Annotated in this window: 14 protein-coding genes; 9 read left to right on the top strand and 5 right to left on the bottom strand. The window is 64.7% G+C overall.

What is annotated here, in order from left to right; genetic code table 11:
* Positions 1 to 100: 100 nt before the first annotated feature.
* On the bottom strand, positions 101 to 1,015 hold the full coding sequence (locus ACOJSJ_RS13930; RefSeq protein ID WP_420145570.1) for an SDR family NAD(P)-dependent oxidoreductase: 915 nt from the start codon (positions 1,013 to 1,015) through the stop codon (positions 101 to 103).
* A 123-nt stretch (positions 1,016 to 1,138) separates the two neighbouring features.
* Here ACOJSJ_RS13930 and ACOJSJ_RS13935 point away from each other — a divergent pair, with 123 nt between their 5' ends.
* From ACOJSJ_RS13935 to ACOJSJ_RS13950, 4 genes are all read left to right on the top strand, one after another.
* The gene (locus tag ACOJSJ_RS13935; RefSeq protein WP_420145571.1) at positions 1,139 to 2,056 is read left to right on the top strand and encodes a MaoC/PaaZ C-terminal domain-containing protein; all 918 of its coding nucleotides are present in this window, start codon (positions 1,139 to 1,141) and stop codon (positions 2,054 to 2,056) included.
* Positions 2,056 to 3,495, top strand: a complete 1,440-nt coding sequence (locus ACOJSJ_RS13940) for a zinc ribbon domain-containing protein (RefSeq protein WP_420145572.1) — start codon at positions 2,056 to 2,058, stop codon at positions 3,493 to 3,495. Before ACOJSJ_RS13935 ends, ACOJSJ_RS13940 begins: the two co-directional genes overlap by 1 nt.
* Before the next feature lie 27 nt (positions 3,496 to 3,522).
* On the top strand, positions 3,523 to 4,719 hold the full coding sequence (locus ACOJSJ_RS13945; RefSeq protein WP_420145573.1) for an acetyl-CoA acetyltransferase: 1,197 nt from the start codon (positions 3,523 to 3,525) through the stop codon (positions 4,717 to 4,719).
* Positions 4,720 to 4,837: 118 nt separating this feature from the next.
* Positions 4,838 to 5,647, top strand: a complete 810-nt coding sequence (locus ACOJSJ_RS13950; RefSeq protein WP_420145574.1) for an IclR family transcriptional regulator — start codon at positions 4,838 to 4,840, stop codon at positions 5,645 to 5,647.
* 17 nt (positions 5,648 to 5,664) lie between these two features.
* Here the strand turns inward: ACOJSJ_RS13950 and ACOJSJ_RS13955 are convergent, their stop codons facing one another.
* Complete coding sequence (locus tag ACOJSJ_RS13955) at positions 5,665 to 6,609, bottom strand: LysR family transcriptional regulator (RefSeq protein WP_420145575.1); 945 nt, start codon at positions 6,607 to 6,609, stop codon at positions 5,665 to 5,667.
* Between the two features lie 72 nt (positions 6,610 to 6,681).
* Between ACOJSJ_RS13955 and ACOJSJ_RS13960 the strand changes: the two genes are divergently transcribed.
* Both ACOJSJ_RS13960 and ACOJSJ_RS13965 read left to right on the top strand, forming a co-directional pair.
* Positions 6,682 to 7,599 carry an SDR family NAD(P)-dependent oxidoreductase gene (locus ACOJSJ_RS13960; protein WP_420145576.1) on the top strand — a complete coding sequence of 306 codons (918 nt, stop codon included), beginning with the start codon at positions 6,682 to 6,684 and terminating at the stop codon, positions 7,597 to 7,599.
* The gene (locus ACOJSJ_RS13965) at positions 7,596 to 8,432 is read left to right on the top strand and encodes an NAD(P)-dependent oxidoreductase (RefSeq protein WP_420145577.1); all 837 of its coding nucleotides are present in this window, start codon (positions 7,596 to 7,598) and stop codon (positions 8,430 to 8,432) included. Before ACOJSJ_RS13960 ends, ACOJSJ_RS13965 begins: the two co-directional genes overlap by 4 nt.
* Before the next feature lie 46 nt (positions 8,433 to 8,478).
* Here ACOJSJ_RS13965 and coaBC read toward each other — a convergent pair whose 3' ends face one another.
* The 3 genes from coaBC to ACOJSJ_RS13980 are packed head-to-tail and all read right to left on the bottom strand — an operon-like array spanning position 8,479 to position 12,012.
* Positions 8,479 to 9,735 carry a bifunctional phosphopantothenoylcysteine decarboxylase/phosphopantothenate--cysteine ligase CoaBC gene (coaBC, locus tag ACOJSJ_RS13970; RefSeq protein WP_420145578.1) on the bottom strand — a complete coding sequence of 419 codons (1,257 nt, stop codon included), beginning with the start codon at positions 9,733 to 9,735 and terminating at the stop codon, positions 8,479 to 8,481.
* A complete protein-coding gene (gene ubiB / locus ACOJSJ_RS13975) occupies positions 9,732 to 11,273 on the bottom strand; it encodes a 2-polyprenylphenol 6-hydroxylase (RefSeq protein ID WP_420145579.1) in 1,542 nt (513 codons plus the stop codon). Before ubiB ends, coaBC begins: the two co-directional genes overlap by 4 nt.
* Positions 11,274 to 11,280: 7 nt before the next feature.
* Positions 11,281 to 12,012: a class I SAM-dependent methyltransferase gene (locus tag ACOJSJ_RS13980; protein WP_420145580.1), complete on the bottom strand. Its 732-nt coding sequence runs from the start codon at positions 12,010 to 12,012 to the stop codon at positions 11,281 to 11,283.
* Between the two features lie 165 nt (positions 12,013 to 12,177).
* On the opposite strand from ACOJSJ_RS13980, the gene mutM reads away from it, so the two are divergent.
* From mutM to dnaA, 3 genes are all read left to right on the top strand, one after another.
* On the top strand, positions 12,178 to 12,990 hold the full coding sequence (gene mutM, locus ACOJSJ_RS13985) for a bifunctional DNA-formamidopyrimidine glycosylase/DNA-(apurinic or apyrimidinic site) lyase (protein WP_420145581.1): 813 nt from the start codon (positions 12,178 to 12,180) through the stop codon (positions 12,988 to 12,990).
* A gap of 132 nt (positions 12,991 to 13,122) precedes the next feature.
* Entirely contained in the window at positions 13,123 to 13,386 is a 264-nt protein-coding gene (gene rpsT, locus ACOJSJ_RS13990) for a 30S ribosomal protein S20 (protein ID WP_420145582.1), read from the top strand.
* Between the two features lie 422 nt (positions 13,387 to 13,808).
* The gene (gene dnaA, locus ACOJSJ_RS13995) at positions 13,809 to 15,218 is read left to right on the top strand and encodes a chromosomal replication initiator protein DnaA (protein ID WP_420145583.1); all 1,410 of its coding nucleotides are present in this window, start codon (positions 13,809 to 13,811) and stop codon (positions 15,216 to 15,218) included.
* The last annotated feature ends 25 nt before the right edge of the window (positions 15,219 to 15,243 follow it).

Consider the following 15,243-nt stretch of genomic DNA (forward strand, 5'->3'; position numbering starts at 1 on the left):
GTCCTGCTCCCCCCTTTTCATGTTCATCCACGCCATAAAAAAAGGAGCGCCCACAGATGTCATGGGCGCTCCGCATGCAGGCCTTTGAACGGCAAGGCCGTCAGAAGGGATCCCAGGTGAAAACATCCGAAGACCGGTCCAGCGGATAAAGCGACGGGCGGAAAGCGGGCAGAGCGGTTTCCACGCAGCTTTCCGGGGTCCAGCCGTCCGACGTCTGCGCCGTGCGGATGGGGCGGGGCTGCGAAAAAAGGACGATTTCATTGTTGCGCACGGCGAATATCTGGCCGCTGATGTCGGCCGCATCGTCCGCCATCAGCGCAACGGTGAAGGGGGCGATCTTGGCCGCCGTCATGCGCTGCAACACATCCAGACGATGCTTGTTTTCCGGTGTATCGGGGATCGACCCGGTCATGCGGGTAAAGGCGAAGGGCGCGATGCAGTTGGATCGCACGTTGAAGCGGGACAGGTCCAGCGCAATGCATTTGGACAGGCCGGCGACCCCCATTTTGGCCGCGCCATAGCTGACCTGCCCGAAATTGCCGATCAGACCCGAAGTCGATGACATATGGATATAGCATCCGCTCTGCTGATCCTTGAACAGGTTGGCGGCGGCGCGCGATACGTGGAAATAGCCCGACAGGGTCACGTCGATGACGATGTTCCAGTCATCCTCGGACATCTTGTGGAACATCCGGTCGCGCAGCACGCCCGCATTGTTCACGACCGCGTCGACCCTGCCAAAGGCGGCCACGGCATCATCGATGATCGCGTGCGCGCTGTCCCATCCCGCCACGCTGTGAAAGCTGGGGATGGCGCGTCCACCGGCGGCCCTGATTTCTTCCGCCACCCGTTCGGCCGGGGCGCTGTCCGTCCCGCTGCCCGATTGCGATACGCCCAGGTCGTTGACGACCACGCTGGCGCCCTTTGCGGCCGCCAGCTTGGCGATTTCCGCGCCGATGCCGTTGCCCGCGCCGGTCACGACGACGACTTTCCCCTCCAGCAATTCACCCGTCATTTATTGGCCTTTCGCGCAGGGCGACGCTGATCGCCCATTGGCCAAATATTTGATATATGAAATATCCATTGTCAATATAGAATGACTTGGTTAGCGTCACGGCATGATGCTGGGAGAGCGACCATGAACCTCGACGCCGTCGTCAACAGGCCGTTTCCGCTGGTGCGGCAGGCTTATGGGGCAAGGGATACGATCCTTTACGCGTTGGGCGTGGGGGCCGGTCGCGACCCGATGGCGACAGCCGAACTGCCGTTCCTGTACGAAAAACAACTGCGCATATTGCCTTCTCAGGCATCGACCCTCTGCTATCCCGGCGCATGGCTGGCGGAACCGGGGCTTGGCATCGACTATGCCCGCATCGTCCATGGCGAACAGGCGATGACCTTTCATCGTCCGCTCCACCCTGTGGGGGAAGTGATCGCGGAACATGAGATATTATGCATCGACGACAGGGGCGATCAGCGTGGCGCCTTCATCCATTTCGAAAAGCGGCTGTTCGATGCCGACGATGGTGCGCCGATATGCAGTGTCAGGTCGGTCTATGCCTGTCGGGGCGATGGCGGTTGCGGGTCATGGGGGGGGGCGCCTGCGGGCGCGCAGCCAATGCCGCAACGCGAAGCGGATCATGTGCTGGACATCGAAACGGCTGCTGGACAGGCGCTGATCTACCGGTTGAGCGGCGATTATAATCCGCTGCATATCGACCCGGCGGTCGCGGTGCGGGCCGGGTTCGAACGGCCGATCCTGCATGGCCTGTCGACCTTCGGCGCGGCCTGTCTGGCGTTGACGCAGACATTATGTGCTGGTGTGCCCGAACGAATGACCGCGCTGTCGGCGCGGTTCAGTCAACCCGTCTATCCAGGCGATATATTGCGGGTCGAGCTGTTTGTGGACGGGGCGGATGTCCGCTTTCGCGCGACGTCCAGGGACCGGGGCGTCGTCGTTCTGGATAGAGGGGGCGCGCAGATCGCATTGCCCGCAACCATCGCCGACGCGCCCGGTCATAGCCCCGCTATAAGCGCCATGGCCGGAGCGGCGTGATGGCGACCGGTATTTCCGCATGGGGCAGCTATCTGCCCAGAGCCCGACTGCTGCGGTCCGCCATCGCCGACGCGCATCAGTGGATGGCGCCATCGCTCCGCTCGCTCGCGACGGGGCGCAGGGCCTATTGCAACTGGGATGAAGATGCGGTGACCATGGCGGTGGAGGCGTCCAGACACTGTCTGGGCGATCGCGACCGTGGCATGGTGCGCGCCATACAGGTCGCATCCACGACATCGCCCGCCGCCATTCTGCAATCCAGCGCCGTCGCAGCCGTGGCTCTGCGGCTGGATGACAGGGTGCAGGCGATCGATGTCGGCGGTTCGCACCGCGCCGGAATCGCGGCGCTGGGTGATGGCCTGCAGTCCGGTCGCGACGGCGCGCTGATCATCGCTTCGGACCGGCTTCGGGCGCGCCCGGCCAGTGTGCAGGAAATGCAATATGGCGCTGGCGCTGCGGCATTTCTGCTCGGCAATGGCGATGATGTTGCGGTGGAACTGATGGGCCGCGCCAGCATGACGACTTTGTTCGTCGATCATTTCCGCGCCGCCGCGGCATCGCATGACTATTATTGGGAAGAACGCTGGATCCGCGAAGAAGGCTATGCCAAACTGGTCGGGCAATCGGTCCGGGCCGCCCTGGACGATGCGGGCGTATCGGCGGACATGGTGCGCCATTTCATCTTCGCCGCGCCGCTCAAAAATGCCGCTGCGCCCGTTGCGCGGGCGGCGGGCATCGCGCCCGAAACGGTGGCCGATCCCCTGACCGACGATGGCGGTTATGCCGGGGCGGCGCATGCGCCGATGATGCTGGCCAATGTGCTGGACGGCGCAGGCGCGCATGAAGTGATCGTCGTGGTCGGCTTTGGTCAGGGCTGCGATATACTCGTCCTGCGGACCACGCCGTCGATTACAGCCGCCCGACCGGCCCGCCGCACCGCAGACATCATCGCCAGCGGCAGAAGCAGAAATGCCTATGCGCAAATGGCGGCATTTTATGGCGAAATCGCCCCGGACTGGGGCATGCGGGCGGAACGCGACACGAAAACGGCGCTGACCGAACAATATCGATCGTCGCGCCAGATCGGCGGGTTCGTCGCAGGCCAGTGCCGGTCCTGCGCGCAGGTGCAGTTTCCGCAACTCAGCTATTGCGTCAATTGTCAGGCGTCCGCCTCTGCCATGACGCAGGTGCCGCTTGCCGATCTGACGGCGCGCGTGCTGACATATACCGCCGACGCGCTCATGTATTATCCCTCACCCCCGCTTTACGCGGGCTTTGCGCAGTTCGACAATGGCGCGCGTCTGTTGATGGAATTTGTCGATGTCGATCCGCAGGATTTCGACGTCGGCACGCCGCTCACCATGTGTTTCCGGATCAAGGAACGCGACGATGTTCGGGGCTATTGCCGATATTTCTGGAAAGCGGCGCCTGCACTTTGACCAGTCGGACAGGAAGGAGGCGCCACCATGGCTGCCGGTATCAAGGATAAGGTCGCCATATTGGGCATGGGCTGTTCCCGTTTCGGGGAACGGTGGGATGCGGGCACCGATCGGTTGCTGGCCGAAGCCTTTGACGAGGCGCTGGCCGATGCTGGCATCGAACGGGATCAGATAGAGGCGGTATGGGCCGGTTCCTGTTTCGACCGGATCAACGTCGGCAATTCCGCGATACCGGCGGCAACGGCTCTTCGGCTCGACGGCATTCCGGTCAGCCGCATGGAAAATATGTGCGCGACGGGGACGGAAGCGTTGCGTGGGGCCGTCTATGCCGTTGCGTCGGGCGCTGTCGATTTCGCCATGGCGATCGGATCGGAAAAGCTCAAGGACACGGGCTATGGCGGCTTGCCCGTACAGACCAAGGGCACGTTCAACGATCTGTGGCTGCCCATGGTGTCCGCCCCTGCGGGCTTTGCGCAACTGGCGGCGGGATATCGGGCGCGCCATGGCATGGCGAGAGATGATCTGAAACGCGCGCTTGCCCATATATCCTGGAAAAGTCATCAAAATGGCGTGAAATCGCCCAAGGCCCACCTGCGCAAGGCGGTGTCGATGGATGCGATCCTGGACGCGCCGATCATTGCCGAGCCGCTGGGCCTGTTCGATTGTTGCGGCGTGTCCGATGGCGCGGCCTGCGCGATCGTCACCACGCCCGAAATCGCCAGATCGATGGGCCGAACCGACATCGTCACGGTGAAGGCGGTGCAACTGTCCATATCGTCGGGCCGGGAAACCGGGATGAACGCATGGGACGGCAGCTTCGTGCGCAATACGCGCATCGCCGCCGCAAAGGCCTATGCCGAAGCGGGGATCAGCGATCCGCGCGCCGACATCGGCCTGGTGGAGGTGCATGACTGTTTTTCGGTCACCGAACTGGTCACCATGGAGGATCTGGGCCTGTCGGACGATGGCCGGGCGGTGCATGATGTTCTGGACGGCCGATATGATGCCGATGGCGTCATCCCCTGCCAGATCGATGGGGGGCTGAAATGTTTCGGCCATCCGATCGGGGCATCGGGGTTGCGCATGGCCTATGAAATCTATCTGCAACTGCTGGGACGGGCAGGGGATCGGCAATTGCCCCATCTGGATTTCGGTTTGACTCATAATCTGGGCGGCGTCCCCTATCTGGGCGTGTCTGCGGTGTCGATATTGGGGCGGCTCTGATCCGGCTTTGCCATTGCATGCTGGCAACGGCGCGTGGCCTATCCGATGGCAAAGCTGGCGCGTCGGGCCTTCTGTGACTACAGCGGGACAGGACACAGGATATAAGGCGACACGCTCCATGCCGAATGAAGATCAGGGTTTGACGGACATGGAACCCGATGCCGCCGACATGCTGGATGCGCCGCGCAGCCGCGCGCCTGCGGTCGCACGGGCGGCCACCATCCTGCGCCTGTTGTCCGCCGAACCCAGAGGATTGGGGGTCAGCGAGATTGCGCGCCGGGCCGAACTGGTGCCCAGCACCTGTCTGCACGTCCTTCGGGCGCTGGTGGAGGAAGGGTTCGTCAATTTCGACGACCATCGCAAAACCTATCGCACCGCGGCGGGCCTGATCACGCTGGTGCGGGCGGCGCTGGCGAACAGCAGTTTCCCGCGCGCGGTGCAGCCGGTGCTGGATCGGCTGGTTGACCGGTTCCCGGTCACGGCGGTCGCGCTGGAAGTGGACGGGAAGGAAAGGATGATCGTCGTGGCGATTTCCCGCCCCGGTGGCGCGATCAGCCTGCATGTCGATGTCGGCAACCGGTTTCCCGCGCTGCTCAGCGCATCCGGGCGTTGCTTTGCCGCCCAGTCGGGGCTGGACAAGGCCGCACTCAGGAAGAAATTCGACGCGCTGCGCTGGGATCAGGCTCCGACATTCGACGACTGGTATGATCAGGTGCAGCAGGCCCGCATCGAAAAGACGGCGGTCGATCATGGCCATTATGTGCGGGGGCTGGCCATCGCGGCGGCGGCGCTGCCCTATTCGCCCGATGGCGTGCATCGCGGCATTGCTTTGATCGGCTTCGAACATCAGGTGACCGGCGATGTTCTGGAACCGTTGCGCGCCGCGTTGATCGACGCCGTTGGCGAGGTCGCCGGGCTGATCGACTGATTCGACCGGACCGGGGCCTACCGATCCGCACCCTTTTCCACATATCGGGCGCGCAGATAGTCGACGAAGGCGCGCATCGCCGGATTGATGTGGCGGTTGCGCGGATAATAAAGGCCAAGGCCGGGATAGGGTGGCGTCCATTCGTCCAGCAGCTGCACCACATGCCCGGCGTTCAGCGCATCGGCCGCCAGCCAGCGGGTGACGTAGGCCAGGCCCAGCCCGCCTACCGCCGCCTGCAACGCCAGCCGCGATGAATCGACGATCAGCGGCCCGTGGGTGCGCACGGTGAAGCTCTTGTCGTCATGGGTAAATTCCCAGCGATAGACGGTGCCGGGCGACAGGCGCAGCTGGATGCATTGATGCATGGCCAGATCCGACGGCATGGAAAGCGACGGCGCCTTTTCCAGATAGGCGGGCGCACCCACGACGATATGCTGCTGCGTCGGCGCGCCGACCGGGATCGCGATCATGTCGGCGGGCGCCTGATCCAGCAGGCGGATGCCACAATCGAACCGTCCTTCCGCTATATCCACCAGCGCCGCGTCGCCCTGAATTTCGATCCTGACCAGCGGCGCGGACCGCAGGAAGGGGATGAGCAGCGATTCCATCACCTGTTCGATCGACGCGGTGGAGGCGTTGAGGCGGATCAGGCCGGATGGCTGCGCATCGCGGGCGTTGATCTGTTGCACAGCCTCCGCAATCTGCTGCACCGCGGGGCGCAGGACCGACAGCAGTGCCTGCCCCGCCTGCGTCAGCGACACGTTCCGGCTGCTGCGCAGCAGCAGTTGCGCGCCGACCCGCCGTTCCAGCCCCGCCACCGCATGGCTGAGCGCCGATGCGCTGGCACCGGTCGCCCGCGCCGCCGCGCGAAATCCGCCATGCCGGGCCACCGCTTCGAAGGCCGCCAGTTCGGATGGCGCAAGCCGGGAGACTGTTCGAAATAACTCATCGGGCTGTGTCATTATGTCCCACTAGCCCAGACGATGATTGCGCACCATCTCCCCCGCAACAGTTGTGAAGGAGATATTGCAGTCATGATCCAGACCCCGTTCGAATTTGCGACCACGGCCGCCCAGGTGTTGGAGGGCGTCGACCTTTCCGGAAAGACCATGATCGTCACCGGCGGCAATGGCGGCGTCGGCAAGGAAGTCGTCCGCGCGCTGGCCGCCGCTGGCGCCCATGTCACGCTGACCGCGCGCAATCCCGAAACGGCTGCGCCCGTGGTCGATGAACTGCGCGCCGCCGCGCCTGCTGGCCGGATCGACGTGGCGCAGATGGACCTTTCCGACATGGCGTCGGTCCGTCGCTTCGTCGATCAGTGGAGCGGCCCTGTCGACGCGCTGGTCAACAATGCCGGGATCATGGCGCTGCCGTCGATCGAACGCACCGCCGAAGGACGGGAAATGCAGTTCGCGACGAATTTCCTTGGCCATTTCGTGCTGACCTGCGGACTGTACGACGCGCTGAAACAGGCGAAGGGGCGGGTCGTGTCCGTTGCATCGACGGGCAGCCTGTACGGCCCGGTGCTGTGGGACGATCCCGATTTCCGCTTCGCCCGCTACGATCCGCTGCTCGCCTATGCCCAGTCGAAGACGGCCTGCATCCTCCTTTCCGTCGCGATCACGCAGCGGTGGAAGGATAGCGGCATCACCAGCAACGCCGTGCACCCCGGCGCGATCGCAACCAATCTTCAACGCCACACCGGCGGCCTTCAGACGCCCGAAATCTGGCGCAAGACGGCGGAACAGGGTGCCGCAACGTCCGTGCTGCTGGCGGGATCGCCGCTGCTGGATGGCGTGAGCGGCCGGTATTTCGAGGATTGCAACGAAGCGCCGGTCGTCACCGCGCGGCCGGACGGGCGCGTCGCGGGCGTGGCGCCCTATGCGCTGGACCCGGTCAATGCCGATCGCCTGTGGGATATGGCCGAAGCCATGGTCGGGGGTGCGGCATGACCGGGCGCGTCGGCTTCATCGGCCTTGGTGATCAGGGCGCGCCGATGGCCATCGCCATTGCGGAGGCGCATGATCTGCACGTCTGGGCGCGCAACGACCGGTCCTATGCCGGTCTGGGTGATGTCTCGTTCGAACGGGCGGACGGGCCGGGCGCGCTTGCCGGCATGGTTGATTTTCTGTGCCTGTGCCTGCCCGGTGACGCGGAACTGGAAGATCTGCTGTTCGCGCAGAATGTCGCGGCGGCACTGAAGCCGGGCAGCGTGGTCATCAACCATGCCACCGGCGATCCGGACGCGGCGCGGCATATCGCCGCACGGCTGGCGAAGCTGGACATCGCCTATCTCGACGCGCCGGTCAGCGGCGGCCGCCCCGGTGCGGTCGCGCGGACCATGACCTGTTTCGTGGGTGGAGATGCGCAGACGCTGGAACGGTGCCGCGCGATCATCGCCTGCCACAGCCGCAACATGCCCCTGATGGGCGCGGCGGGGGCGGGGCAGATGACGAAGCTGCTGAACAACATCCTGACCGTGTCCAACATGCGCAATGTGGTGGAAGCCTTTGCCCTTGCCAGGGCGGCGGGCGTGGACCTGCCCGCGCTGCAACAGGCGCTGAAGGAAAGCAGCGGCGGCAGCTTCATCCTGCAGGCGATCGGCAAGGCGGTGACGCCCGCCATCGCGGATCATATCGCAGGCCTCAACCGCAAGGATGTGGCCGAATTCGCCAAGGCCATGCGCGACGGCGGTCTCGACCCGACCGTGCTGGTGGACTGGGCGATGGCGGGACCGGACGGCCTGCCGCAGCTGGCGGGCGAACTGTCCCCGGCGGGGCAATAGTCCATCACCGATGCGCCGGACGGCCGTAATACCGGTCGTCCGGGCGTCAGCCCCTGCCGGACAGGGCGCTGGCGATCCTGTCGATCAGCCGGTCGGCAACCTGATCCTTGGGCATGGCGGGCCAGACGTCGATGCCTTGGGCGCTGACGATCTGCACGCTGTTGTCATCGCCGCCCATCACGCCGCCGGACACGTCATTGGCGACGATCCAGTCCGCGCCCTTGCGCGCCAGCTTGGCCTGCGCATGTTCGGCGATCTTCTGGGTTTCCGCGGCAAAGCCCACCAATAAGGCGGGGCGCTGCGCATGATGGCCGAGTGTCGCGAGAATGTCCGGATTTTCGACCAGAGCCAGCGGCGCGGGCTGCCCCGATCCGTCTTTCTTCAGCTTCTGGTCGGCGGCGTCGGCCGTGCGCCAGTCGGCAACGGCGGCGACCATGATGGCGGCGTCGGCGGGCAGGGCGCCTTCGACCGCCGCCAGCATCTGCCGTGCGGTTTCCACGTCCACGCGATCGACGCCGGGCGGGGTGGGCAGGTGCACCGGTCCTGCGACCAGAGTGACCCGCGCACCGGCCCGCGCGGCGGCGGCGGCGATGGCGAAGCCCTGCTTCCCCGACGAGCGGTTGGCGATATAGCGCACCGGGTCGATCGGCTCATGCGTGGGACCGGCGGTGATGAGGACGTGGCGACCGGCCAACGCTCCGTTGGGTTCGCGCGTGTCGAGAACCGGCTGGCGAACAGGCTTCCCGACTTCGCTCGAAGCGAACGGCGTTTGGAGCAGCCGCTCTATCTCGTCCGCGATGGCTTCGGGTTCGGGCAGGCGCCCCTTGCCATATTCGCCGCAGGCCATTTCGCCGCTGTCCGGCTCCATCACATGCACGCCGTCGGCGCGCAGCTGGGCCAGATTGCGCTGCGTCGCGCAGTGGTGCCACATGCGCACATTCATGGCGGGCACGGCCAGCACCGGCTTGTCGGTCGCCAGCAGCAGGGTGGTGGCCAGATCGTCGGCGATGCCGTTCGCCATCTTGGCCAGGATATTGGCGGTCGCGGGCGCGACGACGACCAGATCGGCCTGCCGCGACAGCTGGATATGGCCGATTTCCCGTTCTTCCTTCAGGTCGAACATGTCGCCATAGACATGATCCTCCGTCAGCACGCCCAGCGACAGCGGCGTCACGAACTGCTGCGCGCTGCCCGTCAGCACCGCGCGCACGGCCACGCCGCGCCTGCGCAGCGCGCGCACCAGTTCCAGCGATTTATAGGCGGCAATCCCGCCGGACACGATCAGGAGAACGCGTTTCGTCATATCTGGATATGTAGGACCGCCGAGCCGACTATGCCAGCCAGCGCCGCGATCGCCGCCACGGCGGCATAGCGCCAGCCGCCGCCCACGCGGATCAGCTTCACTTCCGTCAGCGGGGGCGGGGGCGGGGCGCCGCCCTTTTCGGGGAAGGCATCCTCGACCCGCTTCACCAGCGCGGGCAGCCGTTGCAGGATGCGCCAGTTTTCGATGAGCGCGTCCGCCGCCTTCGCCTCCGGCCCCAGTTCGTCGCGCAGCCACCCCTTCACATAGGGACCGCTGGTTTCCCACATATTGATGTCGGGATCGAGCGTGTGTGCCACGCCCTCCACCATCACCATCGTCTTTTGCAGCAACAACAGGTGCGGCTGGGTCTGCATGTCGAAATCGCGGGTGATGGCGAACAGGCCGTCCAGCATGCCGCCGACCGACAATTCGCTCGCCGCCTTGCCGCGCATCGGCTCGCCCACGGCGCGCAGGGCCGTCGCAAACTCCGCCACATCATGATGGCCGGGCACATATTGCGCCTCGAAATGGATTTCGGCGACGCGCTTATAATTGCCGGTGATGAGGCCATAGAGGATTTCAGCGAGCCACATGCGCGCGCGCCGGTCGATACGCCCCATGATGCCAAAATCGATCGCGACGATGTCGCCCGACGGCGTCACGAACAGATTGCCCTGATGCATGTCGGCGTGGAAAAAGCCCTCCGCAATCGCCTGCCGCAGGAAGGCGTTGACCAGCCGGGCGGCCAGTTCCTTCACATCATGCCCGGCGGCGATCAGCGCGGCGCGATCGGAAATCTTGATCCCGTCGATCCACTCCATCGTCATGACCTTGCCGGTCGTGCGGTCCCAGTCGATGGCGGGGATGCGGTATCCCGGCATAGCCTCCATCGCTTCGGCCAGTTCGGATGCGGAGGCGGCTTCGCGGCGCAGGTCGAGTTCGCGCGCCGTCCAGCGCTTCATGTTCGCGATGACGAGGCGCGGGCGCAGGCGCGCGATTTCGCCGCCCAGCATCTCCACATGGGCGGCGGCCCATTCATAGGTCTGGATGTCGCGGTTGAACTTGTCGATCACGCCGGGGCGGATCACCTTGACCGCGACGTCGCGCCCGTCGGTCGTCACGGCGCGATGCACCTGCGCGATGGAGGCCGCGCCTACCGGCTCTTCGTCGAACCGGCTGTAAAGCGCCTCTATCGGGCGGCCGAAGCTCTGTTCGATCTGGGCGCGGATCGTGTCGAACGGCACGGGCGGCAGTGCGTCCTGAAGGCGCAGCAGGTCGTTCGCCGCATGATCGCCGACCAGATCGGGCCGGGTCGCCAGCGTCTGGCCCAGCTTGATCGCAGCCGGGCCGATCGACTGGAACGCGTCGGCATAGCGGGGCTGTTTGGGCACACGCGCGCCGAAACGGGCGATGCGGACGAGGCGACGGACGGGCGCAGGCGTCAGCGGATCGCGCTCGATACCGGTCAGCGCGCCATGCCGCGCCAGCGTGCGGCCCCATTTCACGAGGCGCCAGAGATGCGTGATATGCGCGGTCATTATGGCGTCAGATCTTCCAGCCCGAATGGATCGCGACAAGCCCGCCCAAAATCGGTTCCACCTTCGTATTCACGAAGCCCGCTTCGCGGATCATGGATTCGAATTTCGGCATGGGCGGGAAACGGCGGATCGATTCGATCAGATAGCGATAGCTGTCGGCGTCGTTCGCAAACAGCTTGCCCAGTTGCGGCACCAGCTTGTGCGAATAGACGTCATAGACGTCCGAAAAGCCCGGCCATGTCGTGGTGGAAAATTCCAGGCAGAAGAAACGGCCGCCGAACTTCAGCACCCGGTTCGCTTCGCGCAGCGCCTTGTCGATATGGGTGACGTTGCGGATGCCGAAGGCGATCGTGTAGGCGTCGAATTCCCGGTCGCCAAAGGTCAGCGTTTCGGCATTCTGCTCCGACCAGATCAGGCTCTCATAGCCCTTTTTCTGGGCGCGTTCGACGCCCACGGCCAGCATTTCCGGGTTGATGTCCGACACGGTCACATGCGCGCCATGTTTGTGCATCCGGAACGCGATGTCGCCGGTGCCGCCTGCCATGTCGAGAATCTGTTCGCCGGCGCGCGGTTTCACCCGGCGCACGAACTGATCCTTCCACAATCGATGCGCGCCGCCCGACATGGCGTCGTTCATCAGGTCATATTTGGCCGCGACATTGGAAAAGACTTCGCGGACCATGCCCTGTTTTTCAGTGGCATCGACGTCGCGATAGCCGAAGGATGCTGTTTCGCTCATGGCGTTCGCTCTAGCGGCTGTTCCTGCGCCATGCCAGCACGAAGGCGGGGGCGACACGCTTTGATGCTGCACCCCGATATATTGCCCTGATACCTTCTCCCAAATGCGTCCCCCCTAATGCCTCCCCTCTGTCATGGCGGGGCAATCGATCCTACATGACATTCCATGCCTGAGCTTCCAGAAGTCGAAACCACCGTTGCGGGCCTGCGCTCCATCCTTCAGGACAGCGTGCTGACGCGGGTGGAGCCGCGCCGCGCGGACCTGCGCTTTCCCATTCCCGTGGACCTGCGCCAGCGGATGACGGGGGCACGAGTGACCGGCCTGTCGCGCCGGGCCAAATATGGCCTGATCGAAACCGATCGCGGCGACATGATGATATTCCATCTTGGCATGTCGGGGCGCTGGCGAATCGATCCGGCGGAAATCGGCACGCACGATCATCTGCTGCTGGAAACCGGCAGCGGTCACCTTCTCTCGCTCAACGATCCGCGCCGTTTCGGATCGGTCGATCTGGTGCGGGCCGATGCATGGGCCGCCTACAGCCCCTTTACCCGCATGGGTCCGGAGCCGCTGGGGCCGGATTTCGATGCGACCCGGCTCGCGCTGGCGCTCAAGGGGAAGGGGACGTCGATCAAGGCGGCGCTGCTCGACCAGCGGATCGTCGCGGGGCTGGGCAATATCTATGTGTGCGAAGCGCTGAACATGGCGGGCATCGCGCCCACGCGGGCGGCGGGCAAGATCAGCCGCCCGCGACTCGCCCTGCTGGTGGAGGCGATTCGCGACGTGCTGTCCGCCGCGATCATCGCGGGCGGATCGACCCTGCGCGACTATGCGCGGCCCGACGGGGAACTGGGCTATTTTTCCAACCAATGGCGGGTCTATGGGCGCGAAGGGGCCGCTTGCCTGTGCGGCGGCACGGTGCGGCGCCGCGTCGATGGCGGGCGCTCCACCTTCTTTTGCGCGGCGTGCCAGAAATAGCGCCGATCGCAATTTGAAAGGGCCGAATCCGTTGACGGGTGCCCGGATACTCTGTAAGGGGCGCTCCTTCACGAGGCATGTCGGCAGTTCGGCGGGCCTCTTCCCGAGATTTGACGAGAACCGAGGAATAGAATGGCCAATACGCCGCAAGCCAAGAAGCGCATCCGCCGCAACGAGCGTCGCGCCGCAATCAATGGCGCCCGCATCAGCCGGATCCGCACCCTGGTGAAGAAGGTGGAAGCCGCCATCACCGCTGGTGACAAGGCCGCCGCCACCACGGCGCTGCAGACCGTTCAGCCCGAACTGGCCCGTGGCGTTGCCCGCGGCGTGCTGCACAAGAACACCGCTTCGCGCAAGTTCGGCCGCCTGACCAAGGCTGTCAGCGCGCTCGCGTAAAACCCGACTGGGTATTGACGGTAATCAAGGCCCGCTCCAGCAATGGGGCGGGCCTTTCGTCGTGCTTAACAGTTTCGTCATTTTTCGCGATCCGCGAATTTCCGGCGATTCGACGCGCTGCACCAAGAAATGCGTCAAATAATCCGTTGAAATATAGGTATAATTTGAAATCGCCCCGATTTCCGGGGCTTTGCTGAGTCAACGGCTTTATTTCACTTTTTTGAACCGGACCGCCCTTGATCCCATGAAGCAGGCCCGTCTAATTTTGAAATCCGGCTGCTGTCGAATCACCTTGCGGCGGCCGTCATGAAAGATTGTGTCGTGGAGAAGCCGGAAACGGGGGCGTTTCCGGGGTAACTATCTTTGCGTCTTTTTGTCCTGCCCGATTCAGGGGGCATGATTGGTTGGGGTCGACTAAGTCTATGAAGGATGTGGTGCGCGTGGTTGGTTGGCAGGACGGAGAGGTCGGCCAGGCCGATTCTGGTCTGGAAGCTGCCTGGACCGGCATTCGGGCCGGTCTTCGCCGCGATGTCGGCGCACGCATGTTCGACCAGTGGCTGAAGCCCGTGCGTCTGGGCGACTATTGCGCCGAATCGCAGACGCTGGACCTGCTGGTCGCCAGCGATTTCAGCGCGAATTTCGTGTCCGGCCAGTTTGGCGACCGCCTGCGCATGGCGTGGCGCAGCGCCGGGGTCGGGGTGCGCGATGTTCGCCTGCGCCGGGCGCCCGACGCGACCGGCCCGCGCCTGCTGGAGGTCGTGCATGTCGAACAGGCGGCGCCCGCCGCCGTCGAAACGCCCGTTGCCGTCGCATCCAATTTCCAGCCGCGCCATGCGTTCGAAGAATTTGTGGTGGGCGACACCAACCGGCTCGCCTGTTCCGCGGCGCAGGCGATGGCGGGCGAAGCCACGCCCCGTTTCAGCCCGCTGTTCATCCATGGCGGCACGGGACAGGGCAAGACGCACCTGCTGCACAGCATCGCGCGCGCCTTTTCCGCCCATTCGCCATCGGCCCCGGTTCTCTACATGTCGGCCGAACGCTTCATGGTGGAATTCGTCAACGCCATGCGCGCCAATGAAACCATGGCGTTCAAGGGCCGCCTGCGCGCCGCGCGTCTGCTGCTGATCGACGACATCCAGTTCATCGCGGGCAAGGGGTCGACGCAGGAAGAATTTCTTCACACGATCAACGACCTGATCGATACGGGCGCGCGCATCGTCGTGACCGCCGACCGGGCGCCGCAGCTGCTCGAATCGATCGATCCGCGCATCCTGTCGCGTCTGGCGGGTGGCCTTGTCGCCGATATTCAGCCCGCTGGCCTCGACCTGCGCCTTGCGATTCTGGAAGCGAAGCGCGCGGTAGCGGGCGATCCGCCGGTGCCCGATGCGGTCATCGATTTCCTGGCCCGTTCGATCCGTTCGAACGTGCGCGAACTGGAAGGCGCGTTCAACAAGCTGCTTGCCTATGGCCAGCTGACCGGCCGTTCGATCGACCTTGATTTCGCCCAGCAGATGCTGGCCGACGCGGTGCGCGCCAATGCGCGTCGCATTACCGTCGATGAAATCCAGAAGGCCTGCGCCGCGCATTTCAAGATCGATCCGTCGGAAATGCGGTCCAAGCGTCGCGCCCGCGCCGTGGCCCGTCCGCGTCAGGTGGCGATGTATCTGGCCAAGAAGATGACGCCGCGTTCGCTGCCCGAAATCGGCCGCATCTTTGGCGGCCGCGATCACAGCACGGTGATCCACGCCGTCCGCACGATCGAGGCGCTGCGCGAAAGCAATCCGGACATGGACGCCGACGTCCGCGCGCTTCAGCGCCTGCTGGAAGGCTGATCTTCCGCTCTGGCTTCCACGCGCG

The organism is Sphingobium sp. (assembly GCF_048594625.1).
Classification (GTDB): domain Bacteria; phylum Pseudomonadota; class Alphaproteobacteria; order Sphingomonadales; family Sphingomonadaceae; genus Sphingobium.